At 67.4% G+C, this 10,031-nt stretch carries 13 protein-coding genes and 1 other RNA gene; 4 read left to right on the forward strand and 10 right to left on the reverse strand.

Translation table 11 applies throughout. From position 1 onward, the window contains the following. Nucleotides 1-294 precede the first annotated feature (294 nt). Nucleotides 295-519: a hypothetical protein gene (locus ACFYMM_RS43820; RefSeq protein ID WP_319647525.1), complete on the forward strand. Its 225-nt coding sequence runs from the start codon at nt 295-297 to the stop codon at nt 517-519. Between the two features lie 21 nt (nt 520-540). Here the strand turns inward: ACFYMM_RS43820 and ACFYMM_RS43825 are convergent, their stop codons facing one another. From ACFYMM_RS43825 to ACFYMM_RS43850, 6 genes are all read right to left on the reverse strand, one after another. After that, nucleotides 541-1,044, reverse strand: a complete 504-nt coding sequence (locus tag ACFYMM_RS43825) for a hypothetical protein (protein ID WP_319647524.1) — start codon at nt 1,042-1,044, stop codon at nt 541-543. Between the two features lie 328 nt (nt 1,045-1,372). After that, nucleotides 1,373-2,311 carry an alpha/beta hydrolase gene (locus ACFYMM_RS43830; protein WP_334580615.1) on the reverse strand — a complete coding sequence of 313 codons (939 nt, stop codon included), beginning with the start codon at nt 2,309-2,311 and terminating at the stop codon, nt 1,373-1,375. Then, nucleotides 2,308-2,895, reverse strand: coding sequence for a GNAT family N-acetyltransferase (locus ACFYMM_RS43835; protein ID WP_319647523.1), 588 nt, complete (start codon nt 2,893-2,895; stop codon nt 2,308-2,310). Before ACFYMM_RS43835 ends, ACFYMM_RS43830 begins: the two co-directional genes overlap by 4 nt. A gap of 272 nt (nt 2,896-3,167) precedes the next feature. Further along, nucleotides 3,168-3,803 carry a GNAT family N-acetyltransferase gene (locus tag ACFYMM_RS43840; RefSeq protein WP_388398343.1) on the reverse strand — a complete coding sequence of 212 codons (636 nt, stop codon included), beginning with the start codon at nt 3,801-3,803 and terminating at the stop codon, nt 3,168-3,170. Nucleotides 3,804-3,902: 99 nt separating this feature from the next. Beyond that, nucleotides 3,903-4,220, reverse strand: coding sequence for a cell wall hydrolase (locus ACFYMM_RS43845; protein WP_334645869.1), 318 nt, complete (start codon nt 4,218-4,220; stop codon nt 3,903-3,905). A gap of 294 nt (nt 4,221-4,514) precedes the next feature. After that, a complete protein-coding gene (locus ACFYMM_RS43850; RefSeq protein WP_319648143.1) occupies nt 4,515-4,859 on the reverse strand; it encodes an SH3 domain-containing protein in 345 nt (114 codons plus the stop codon). Between the two features lie 627 nt (nt 4,860-5,486). On the opposite strand from ACFYMM_RS43850, the gene ACFYMM_RS43855 reads away from it, so the two are divergent. The 3 genes from ACFYMM_RS43855 to rnpB all read left to right on the forward strand — a co-directional run bounded on the left by ACFYMM_RS43855 (nt 5,487) and on the right by rnpB (nt 7,678). Beyond that, the gene (locus tag ACFYMM_RS43855) at nt 5,487-5,924 is read left to right on the forward strand and encodes a DUF6233 domain-containing protein (RefSeq protein ID WP_319647520.1); all 438 of its coding nucleotides are present in this window, start codon (nt 5,487-5,489) and stop codon (nt 5,922-5,924) included. Nucleotides 5,925-6,112: 188 nt separating this feature from the next. Continuing rightward, nucleotides 6,113-7,135 (forward strand): ATP-dependent DNA ligase, encoded by a 1,023-nt coding sequence (locus ACFYMM_RS43860; RefSeq protein WP_319647519.1) that lies wholly within the window; start codon nt 6,113-6,115, stop codon nt 7,133-7,135. Nucleotides 7,136-7,279: 144 nt separating this feature from the next. Further along, nucleotides 7,280-7,678, forward strand: an RNA gene (gene rnpB, locus ACFYMM_RS43865) — RNase P RNA component class A. Between the two features lie 84 nt (nt 7,679-7,762). Here the strand turns inward: rnpB and ACFYMM_RS43870 are convergent. The 4 genes from ACFYMM_RS43870 to ACFYMM_RS43885 form a co-directional block, all read right to left on the reverse strand. Continuing rightward, on the reverse strand, nt 7,763-8,311 hold the full coding sequence (locus ACFYMM_RS43870; RefSeq protein ID WP_319647518.1) for a hypothetical protein: 549 nt from the start codon (nt 8,309-8,311) through the stop codon (nt 7,763-7,765). Nucleotides 8,312-8,332: 21 nt separating this feature from the next. Further along, on the reverse strand, nt 8,333-8,689 hold the full coding sequence (locus ACFYMM_RS43875) for a hypothetical protein (protein ID WP_388398348.1): 357 nt from the start codon (nt 8,687-8,689) through the stop codon (nt 8,333-8,335). A gap of 106 nt (nt 8,690-8,795) precedes the next feature. Then, nucleotides 8,796-9,635, reverse strand: a complete 840-nt coding sequence (locus tag ACFYMM_RS43880; RefSeq protein ID WP_319647516.1) for an IclR family transcriptional regulator C-terminal domain-containing protein — start codon at nt 9,633-9,635, stop codon at nt 8,796-8,798. 146 nt (nt 9,636-9,781) lie between these two features. Beyond that, the gene (locus tag ACFYMM_RS43885) at nt 9,782-9,997 is read right to left on the reverse strand and encodes a zinc-binding dehydrogenase (protein ID WP_388398350.1); all 216 of its coding nucleotides are present in this window, start codon (nt 9,995-9,997) and stop codon (nt 9,782-9,784) included. Between the last annotated feature and the right edge of the window lie 34 nt (nt 9,998-10,031).

The following is a 10,031-nucleotide window of genomic DNA, read 5'->3' on the forward strand; positions in this document are numbered from 1 at the left end:
GCCCTGTTCGTATGCGCCCAGCACCCCGCGACCACCCGATCGGGACTCCCGTTCGACGCGCATCTCTCAAGATCGAAAAGACAACAGCTACTTAGAGACCCCCCACCTTCGTCCAGTCGCCTCGGCCACCGCCCCGCACAGTTGGCGGAGAAATGGCAGTGAAACGGCAGCGCTACGGCCTAACGACGCCGTCGCGCAACAACCACCGTGGACGCCATCCACCCAGCCGCGTCTGCGACGCCGCCCCTACGCGGACGGCCCGCAGATGCCCGACGTGCAGAGGACTTACAGCCCATGACCATCGACACGGACGCGCCGCACCGGCAGGACGACGGCCACCGGGAACTGCGCCTGGCGGTCCTGCTCCTCGCCCTGGTGCTGGGGCTCCTGATCACCGGGGCCGCCGTCTATCTCGCCCGCGAGCATCCGGCATTCGCCGAGCCGCTCGGGGTGGGGGCCGCCGTAGTGAGCGCGCTCGCTGCCGTGGCCGGCGTGGTGACCCGCGCTCTGCGACGGTGACAGGGGGCGCTGTGATGTCGGCTACCGCTGCTCGTCAACCGGCGCCGAGCCGCCGACCGGGTGCTCGGTCAGCTGGGTCTGCAACTCGTCCAGGAGGACGACGGCGTCCTCTACGGTCACATACGACATGCAGATCGAGGCGGTGGCATCGGCCTCAACCTTGATCTCGAATTCCGCGTACGTGGCTTCGTCATCCCAGTTGTAGGTGCCAGGCGGCGCGGCTGCGATCCCCTCGGGTCCCTCCTCGAACCAGCCGCACCCGAAGATGACTTCGAGGGTTCTGCCGAGGGTGGCCTGCGGGATCCCTGCGAAATCCACCGTGGCACGGCCGTGATCGTCGAAGCACACGAAGCCGGTCGCCTCTCCGTGCCGTTCGACCTTCATACGCGGATCGCAGCAGCCCGTTGGGCGATCCATGCGTGCAAGGCCGGGAAAGGCTGTGACAAAGGCGGCCAGGGCAGCGTCCTGCTGGGCGGTCCAGGCTGTGTGCCAGTTCTCAAGGGCATGGCGGGCGTACGGCTGCATGGGCTCTCCGATCCGTCACGATCGAGAAGGCCAAGGTGTGAATTTGTACAACGCGGTGCAGGCGGGGCCCGATCAGCTGGCTCGCCACCGGCCTGGTGGGTGCTGCTGCGGGCCCCGGCCTCTACGCGGAGGGGAACCGCGAGCCGGCGGGTGTTTCCCGCGGCCAGGATTCAGTGGGGCGATGGGGAGACTGAAGGGAGCGTCGGTGCCGACGGCGGCGCCCGGTCGGCTCGGCGATGAACCGCAGCGTCATGGTGGTGTCCGGGTCGAGCCGGATGGCCAAAGGCGCGGCCGACGGCGGCTGTTGATGGTCTCGACTCATGTGCATTCACCTCGGGGGCGCTGTGGAGGCGGGGGCGCGGAGCGCCTCCTCGGCCATCCGGTTCAGGACCTGGGTCACGGCGGCGTGGCCGACCCTGTCGGTGGGCAGTCGATGCCCGGCGCCCATGATGGGCTCGTGCATACGTGCGTTGGGCAGCTGTCGCGCCAGCTCATGGGTCTGGGACAGGGGAATCCAGTCGTCCAGTTCGCCCGTGACGATTTCGACGCGGTCGGCGAGTGCGTCGAGAGCGTGGAGCATCTCGGCGGTGGTGTAGGTGCGCAGGGACTTCCACAGCTGGGCGATCTGCGCGGTGGGCGTACGGCGGATGGCTTGTCGGCTCGGAGGCGGGATGTCGCCGTGGTGCTGCGTCTCGGGGCGAAAGGCCCACGGGTGGCGGCTCGGCAGCCGGCGCCGTGCGACATCGGCGGCGGGCGGAAGCCAGCAGAGGGGATAGGAGTAGCCAGCACGGGCTGCTGCCTTGATCCAGTGGAGCGGGTGGGTGCCCGGCACCAGCTGGGCCCGGCTGCAGGACGTCGAGATCAGGGCTACGTGTGGACGCCGGTGGCGGATGAGTTCCGGGTGCCGGGCAGCGACGGTGAGGGCTGCCATGCCGCCCATGCTGTGCCCGGCGAGAACGACCGGTCCGTGAGGCGTTGTCGCGTCGATGACGTGGGCGAGGTCGGCGCCGAGCCGGTCGACGGTCAAGGCCGCGCGGCCCGGCTCCGAGTTGCCGTGGGCCCGCTGGTCGTAGCGGACGACCCGGACCCCGCCGGCAGACAGCGCGCGTGCCTGGAGACGCCACACGTCCGCCGTCATCAGGAAACCGTGGCTCAGGATGACCGACACTCCGGCCCGCGACGGACCATCGGTGTATACGGTCAGCCGAGCGCCGTCGTCGGTGACGACGGCGGACCGCTCGGTGCCCGAAGCAGGAGCCGCCCTCACAGCGCGATCCGCAGTTCGATCTCGTCGGCCACGTCGAGGCCGGAGTGGGGCAGCAGGCCGAGCAGCGCCATGTTGCGCACGTACGAGGTCTGGGGCAGGGTCGGGCCGCCGAGGTGCTCGACGATGAGCATCATCCGCCAGTTCGTCCACAGCGATGCCACGGTGAGGGACGTGAATCCCGCGTCGCGGGCGAGGTCGGCGGCGAGGTCGGCCAGCCGCGTGCCGAGCCCGCGTGCCTGGTAGGCATGCGGAGGCAGGTCGGCCACCAGGAGTGCCACCTCGCACGCTTCCGGCGCGCGGGGGCTCTCGATCATCGACGCCATGGCCACGATGTGATCAGACTGGTCCGCGGTGACCAGGAGCACGCGACTGCGGGGGCTCTCCGCTATGGCCTGCCACTCAGCAGCGGAGAAGCCGGGGCTGCGGCCTCTGTAGAGCGCGAAGAGGTTGCCCGTACTGCACTGGGCGTGCAGATCTTCGAGGAGGGGGTAGTCCTCGATGGTCGCGGTGCGTGCGTAGGTGATCGTGCCGTCGTCGAGCACGAGGAGCGTGTTGCGACGGGCATCAGTAATGAGCGGGGGCACAGGGGGATCTCCCATTCTTCGTCGGATTGCGTGATGCGGCTGTTCAGGAACAGCCGGCGATACCGCGCGATGTCAGCCCCCGGGATGACCGGTCGCGCCCGGAGCATGGTCTGTCCTGCGGAACTCTCCGAGCCGTGGTGCCACACCCTTGGCGGCTGCTGCCCCGGCGGCGGAAGGCGACGGGGCGGGTGTGAGGACCGCGATCCCGGTGTCGTTGGCCCCGCTTGGTTCTGGGGTTACGCCACACATGACGGAGTGCTGGGTACATGGCCCTACGTCTCCACGGGGATCACAGTGTCCAGCGTGGGCCCGTCCCTGCCCGTGACGCGGGCGTGCAGCCCCCGCAGGATGGACAGCATCCGCTGGTTGCCGCTTCCTGTCATGGCCGTGATCTCACGGCAGTCGAGGGTGTAGGTGCGGGCGAGTTCCACCATGTAGTGGGCAAGGGTCGTGCCCAGCCCGTGTCCCTGCCAGGAGTCCTCGACGAGGATTCCGAGTTCGCGGACATGCGGTTCCGACGTCCGGAGCAGGTGGGTGACGGCAATGATGCTTGTTGATTCATGGAGCGGGACTGTGACCAAGGTCGTCCCGTTGGACCGGTCACACAGATGCCCCCATTCGCGGGCCGTCACGGCCTGCCGGGCAGCGTGGTAGCGGGCATAGCGCGATTCCAACGAACACCGGGCGTGCATGGCGTTGACTTCGTCGAAGTCGTGGAGATGCGCGGTTCGGGTCACCGTGAACTGGTTCGTTCGCGTGGTCATCGGCCGGGGCACGGGATCGACCAACAACGAGGAAACCGCCAGTTGCGACACGGAAGGTGTCGGCTCTCGCGTACGGTCAGGGCCTTCTCGCGGAAAGATGCCGCTTTGATCAGCGACTTCCGAGCTACCGCCCTTCTTCGTCATCCGATCTTCTTCCTCCCCCAGAGCCGATTCGCTCGGCACCGGTTGCCCAGACGTCCGGCCAGCTCTTTACGGGTCGTTCCCGAGGCTCCTTTTTCAGCGTCAGTCGAGCTGCATCGGGACGCAGTCGTAGGCCAGGCGCTTGGCTATCCAGCCCGTGGAGTTCTTGGGCAGTCCGGTCCGGGACTTCTGCCCGAGCCGCAGCTTGATCCACGAGCCTTTGGTGGCGAGCTTCTTGCCCCAGTCGCCGCGGTACAGCAGTCCCTTCGACGTGTAACCGGTCCCGGGTCCGGTCCTGAAGTTCACGGCGTTGGTGTTGACCGTGTAGTACACGCGGGGAACGCACGGCGCCTCTGCCGCGCTGGCGGTCTGGGCCGTGGCGGCGGTCACTCCGGCGGTCAGGGACAGTGCGAGAGTCACGGAAGCGGCGAGACGAGCAGGCACGCGAGCACGGAGATTCATGGAGTTCCTTCGTCGGAGTGACCTTGCAGAGGAAATGGGCCGCCGCGAGCGGGAACGCGGCTGGATAGCACTGCGCCGTGGCCAGTGACCCTCGATCGCCGTGGCGATTGACGGCGCGGCACGCTCGAAGGCTCGCTGGTCCGTTCGGTGTTGGCCTGGGAGGCGGATGCGGCGGGTTCACCTGACGGATGCGACACGGGCGCATCAGCCCTCACGGAAGGCGAGGCGCGACGTCGCTATCTCCGGCGACGCTCAGCCGGCCAGTTGGTAGAGCATGTCGCTGCGGATCCAGCCGGTGGTTCCCTTGGCCAGGCCCCCCTTCGAACGCTTGGCCAGAGAGCTGTAGTACCAGTTGCCCTTCCCGCAGTAGACGCGCACGCGGTCACCGTCGTAGAGCCGCCCCTTGGCGGTGTAGCTGGTGCTGGGGCCCGTTCGGTAGTTGACGCCGTCCCCGTCCACCGTGCCGGTGAAGTCGGCCAGGTTGTACGTGCACTTGGGAGAGGTGGCTGCGGACGCCGTCGGCGCCAGAGTCATCGCGCCTCCGGCGAGGAGGGCGGTGGATACAGCCAGGGCTGCGGTTCGGCGGAGCACGGTCATGATCCAGGACTCCTTCTCTGAGACATCAGGACTCCGGCGGCACGAAGCCACCGTCATCAACAGGTGTTTATGTTAGGTGGCAATTTTTGCTTATGGTCGAGCCTTGTGAGGGTTAGGTCTATCAACATGTGTTGATGGCGACAGGGGAGTCGTGGGTTGGCGATGACTTCGAGGCTTGGTCGGATTTGCGGCAATTTGGGTGCTGGTGGCAATGCTTGATCTACGGAAATCCGGGTTTGCTACCGCTTTGGGGTGCTTCGAGCCGTAGGCGGCAGGGCTCCCCGACGTTCAGGGTCCGGTTGTGCATGCAGTCGCCCGCGTCTGAAGTGGCTGGGGTGGTCAATGGAATCGAACAGGTGATTGAATTGACCTATGTGCCACCCCATGCCTTCCGACCTCGCCCGCACTCAACACGAGTGGACCGTCACATACCGCGAGCTGGCCGCACGGCGGGGTGGTGCCGCACTGCGGCGACGGCTTCTCAGCCTGTCGGTGGCGGTGTACTACCACCCCTTTTGGGGCTCCCGAGGCCGTTTTCCGGTGGATAGGGAGAGGTTGGTCGATCTGCCTCGTGAAGAGGAGGTCGACGCATGATCGTCCACTCGTCGGCTTGGTCCGGTGCCCGCCATGTTCGAGCTGCCGTCTGACCCGCCGCGCCTCCGCATGATCCTGGACTTCCTCGACGAGCAGGTCGCGCGGAATCAGACGATCGGCATCTATCTGTCGGTTCAGCAGAAGGCCGTCCGTCATGCTCTGTCCGTTGCCGAAGGTCAGGCTGAAGCTGCTCGTCAACAGCCGCGTCTACACGGACGAGGGGCGTTGAGTTCTCCCGCGGCCGGCCCTGCCCCGAGTCGGCGCGAGCGCGGGTCGGCGGGCTTCATGATCGAGCGACGGCGCACACCGAGCGGTCCCGAAGAAGCCACAGTGCATCAGGACGACTGCACGATGACCAGCGATCACACCCATCGCGTTGGTGCGCATGAGGCTCGCCTCGCGCTCACCGACACGCAACTGGAAGCGTGCCCGTTCTGCCGCCCCGACACAGAGTTGGGGATCTTCGACTGAGCACGGCGCGGGAACGACGCCCCCCCGGCGGACCCTCGCTCCGTGCTCGGGGAGCCCATTCCCCATTCCTCAGCTCGTCATCGAAAGGCCCTGGCCTGTCCAGCGATGCCACGGTCGTGCCTCTGCCATCCCGGCGCCGGCCTCTGCATAGTCACACTCCTGGCCTGGGACCATTCGGGGCGCCCAGCGTGCACTACCAGACGGCACCGCGTAGATGTGACAGTGTGGCCCTGACCCCGCCGATTCAGCCGATGCTCGCGGAAGCGCGGCGGCAGCTGCCCCCGGACGGGGCACTGCCCGGAGAATGGATCGCGGAGCAGAAGGCGGACGGTTTCCGAGCCATCCTCTTCGCCCGCCCCGGCCTAGTTATGGTCCAGTCCCGCCAGGGCGCTGACCTCACGCCAGCCTTTCCCGAAATCGCTGCCGCGGCCACCGCACTCACCGAGGCCCTCGTGCTCGACGGAGAGCTCGTCGTGCCACACGAAGGGCGCCTGAACTTCGCCGAGCTGCAGCGCCGTGCCCGCAGCCGGGGGCACAACGCTGCGCAGGCCGCAGCCGAGCGCCCCGCCTATCTGATCGTTTTCGACGTTCTCCAGAGGGGGGACACAGAACTGCTGAACCGGTCGTACGGCGAGCGGCGCGCGATCTTGGAGGGCCTCTTCGCTCATGACGTGCTCGCCGCCCCGTTCACCTTGTGCCCCGCCACCACGGACCGGGCGACCGCACTGGACTGGCTGGACCCGGCCTGGGGCGCCGTCGGTATCGAGGGCGTTGTGGTCAAGGGCAGCAAGCAGCCCTACCTGCCCGGCAAGCGGGCCTGGGTCAAGGTCCGCTCCCGCACCACCGCCGAAGGGATCATCGGCGGGGTCACCGGGGCATTGGCGTCTCCGGCCACGCTGCTGCTGGCCCGGTATGACGCGGTCGGCACCTTACGGCTCATCGCGCGCACCACACCCTTGACGACCGCCGTTCGGCGCGATCTCGCCCGGCGCCTGCATCCGGGGGGCCTCGATCACCCCTGGCACGGGCGACGCTTCAGCGCCGGCTGGGGTACACGTGGTGAGCTGGACTACCACCCCGTGCGCCCTGACCTGGTGGCGGAGTTCCTAGCAGACACCGCCATCGACGTGGGGCGATACCGGCACCCCGTCCGTTTCCTGCGGCTTCGCGACGACCTGGCCGTTCAGCAGGTACTGCCCTTCGGTGCCTGACCGTGCCTGGCAGTCGCGAAGTGGAGGCGTACTTCGCGGGCCGGGCCGGTGACCGCAGGACTTGTGCAATCTCGGCCGCGCGGTAAGGGGAAACGAATGGCGCAGGCCAGCGATTCAGTCCTCTAACATAGTCAGCGCGGCAGACGAGCCGAGTGGACGGCCGCGTCGGGGCAACACGCCCAGTCGAGGAACGTCCGGACTCCACAGAGCAGGGTGGTGGCTAACGGCCACCCGGGGTGACCCGCGGGACAGTGCCACAGAAAGCAGACCGCCGGGGACCTCGGTCCTCGGTAAGGGTGAAACGGTGGTGTAAGAGACCACCAGTGCCCAGGGTGACCTGGGCAGCTAGGTAAACCCCACCCGGAGCAAGGTCAAGAGGGAGCACCCCGGTGCTCCTGCGCGGACGTTTGAGGGCTGCTCGCCCGAGTCTGCGGGTAGACCGCACGAGGCTGGCGGCAACGCCAGTCCTAGATGGATGGCCGTCTCCCCGGTCGCCGCGAGGCAGCCGGGTGACAGAATCCGGCGTACAGCTCGACTCGTCTGCCGCTTCTTACGCGCCGACCGTCGCGCCATCTCCGTGATCTTCGTCCAGCAGTGCATGTGCGGGCCGCAAGTCGTGGGCACGCCCTACCGATGATGCCGAGGGCGAGGCGAATTTTGTCGAGGTTGGCGCTGCTCGTCCTGGGCTCGTCGGCTTCGTTCCCCCGCGCGCTGTCCGCGTTGCTGCTGAGCGGGTTGGGCAGAGGGGCGTCCCGGCTGGACTGAGGGTTCCCCTGCTACCTCCGGGCGGGCGAGCCTGGAGACGGCTCGCTCGTATGCCTCGGCCAGGTAGCGCGGGCCGACCGCGAGGACCTGTAGCCGTGGCCGCCGGTCGCGGTCTGCGGTGTCGGGCACCGGGTCGAGAAAGCGGTAGACAATGCGATAGCGCGGCGCTGGGCGGTTGAGGCGTCGGTCGACGTCATACTCCTGCTCGTCGAAATACAGCTTCCAGCAGTTCCTCAGTTCCGCCGGCCAGGAATCCGGCATCCGTTCCAGACGGGTGCCCTGGACTTCTCCGCTGGTCAGCTGCGCGATGCGGATGAGCGCCAGCTTCTGCAGCTGGAGGTTCTTCAGCTGCAGGATGTCGGCGCCGACCTGCGGTAGGTGGTCTCCGCGGAAAGGGTCGGACGCCGCCACGAGTTCTCCGTCCTGCTGTCGTCAGTCCTCGCGCGCCGACGCCCCGCCGGCCTGGAGGAGATCGTCGGCGTCCTCGGGCTGCGCCTCGGCGACCAGGCGGGCCAGGGCCGCCGTACCCAGCCCCTGCCCGGGGGCGGGAGCATCGGCCAGCCGATTGGCTGCGAGATTGCCGAGGTCGAGGTCCTCGCCATGCTCCAGTGCCCGGCAGAGCACCACGAATAGGTCGTAGGGAAGGACGACGGCTTCGGGCTCGCCCCCCTCCTGCTCGCCGACCAGCAAGGGGAGGGCCCGTTCGCCGCCTTGCCGGAACCCCACGAGGACCGTCCGGAGGGTGGCGGCCACTCTGGCAACGGAGTGAACTTCTTGCTGTCCGCTCATGTGATTCACCCTAGCGACGACTCTCGCCGGTCGGCGCATGGATTTCTGCTGCGGGTCCACCCTGCTCTCCCTGCACGTGCGGCGAGTCCTCCGACCTGGGCTTTCCTCACGTTCCGAGCATCATGGCCATGGGCTCCGACAGATGGCTCAGTCTGGCGCTTAGCTGAGAGGCAGCCGTCTTTGTCGCCTCGATCACTGACTCCGGAGCCTCAGGCATGACCGTGGCAGGTTTGAGTAGAAGCACGGCTCCCATGATCGCTTCCCCCCAGACGATCGGCGCCGCGCAGGAATTCCACAGGGGCATGCACTCTTCGTAGCCGAGGGCGTATCCACGGTCACGGACCTCTTCGAGCGAAGCGAGGAGTTCCTTGTCGTCGCGGTAGACGCCGGGGCCCGCTTCGGCCGGAATCGGTTCGGCCAGCACCAGCTCCTGAAGGGTCGCAGGGAGGTAGGCAAGGATGGTTCGGCCGCTGGCTCCGGTACGGAGCGAACGGGTGACGGAGAGGATGTCGAGGGCGGTCATCCCGAGTTCCACCAGGTCCGAATCCCCCACGGCCATGTCGATGCACTGACGCTGGGCGCCCCCGAAGGGGGCCAGCATGTATTGGAAGACCAGGCCTCCGTCAGTGGCCTCGCGCAGCTCCTCCAAGATCGTGTGCGTGCTGTCGTCCTTGGCTGGCGCGCTGGCGAGCGCGTGCATCCCGAGGTGCGCAGCGGTTGCCCCCAGCCGGTACTTGCCGCGTCCGATGCGCTCGAACAGTCCGCCGTAGACGCCGGATTGCAGGATGCGTGAGGCGGTGGAGTCGTCCAGGCCGGCCGCCTTGGCTATCTCGCCAGTGCCGTGCACATCCCCGCCTAGCTGAGCAAAGGCTTTCTGGACTCGGATGAATCGGTCGACGAGACGAGATCCGGTCTCCGAGGCGTTCGAGATTTCGTTGCCAGTCATGTAGCCCGCTACCTCCCCAACGGGTGGGCCGCTCCCGTCAGAGACCGGCCCACCAACTCCCGCACATGGACGACTAGTTGAACGACGCCTCGCGTCGCACTCTTGTTCCAGGTGGCGGAAAATTTGAGGGTAATCTGAGCTTTCAACTACCCGGCGGTATCAAGGCAGAGCTTCCCGGTGTGCGCCCGAGCGGCCAGAGCGGCGTGGGCAGCGGCTGCCTTGCTCATCGGATAGACCTGTCCGAGGACCGGGCGAAGCGAGCCGGCGCGCACGGCGTCGAAGAGTGCGTTCATACTGGCGGGGGTCACGTCCGCGGGAGTGGTGTATCGACGGCCACTCGGTGATCTCTTCTTTGAGGCTATGCGGTGAGTTCGGTCGGGACGATGGTCTCGTCGG

The sequence above is a fragment of the Streptomyces sp. NPDC006739 genome (assembly GCF_042869815.1).
GTDB lineage: Bacteria > Actinomycetota > Actinomycetes > Streptomycetales > Streptomycetaceae > Streptomyces.

Coding starts and splice junctions, on each gene's coding strand:
- ACFYMM_RS43825 (WP_319647524.1), bottom strand. CDS start 1,044: ATGCAGCCGTACGCCCGCCATGCCCTTGAGAACTGGCACACAGCCTGG.
- ACFYMM_RS43875 (WP_388398348.1), bottom strand. CDS start 8,689: ATGAGCGGACAGCAAGAAGTTCACTCCGTTGCCAGAGTGGCCGCCACC.
- ACFYMM_RS43850 (WP_319648143.1), bottom strand. CDS start 4,859: ATGACCGTGCTCCGCCGAACCGCAGCCCTGGCTGTATCCACCGCCCTC.
- ACFYMM_RS43855 (WP_319647520.1), top strand. CDS start 5,487: ATGTTCGAGCTGCCGTCTGACCCGCCGCGCCTCCGCATGATCCTGGAC.
- ACFYMM_RS43880 (WP_319647516.1), bottom strand. CDS start 9,635: ATGACTGGCAACGAAATCTCGAACGCCTCGGAGACCGGATCTCGTCTC.
- ACFYMM_RS43820 (WP_319647525.1), top strand. CDS start 295: ATGACCATCGACACGGACGCGCCGCACCGGCAGGACGACGGCCACCGG.
- ACFYMM_RS43840 (WP_388398343.1), bottom strand. CDS start 3,803: ATGACGAAGAAGGGCGGTAGCTCGGAAGTCGCTGATCAAAGCGGCATC.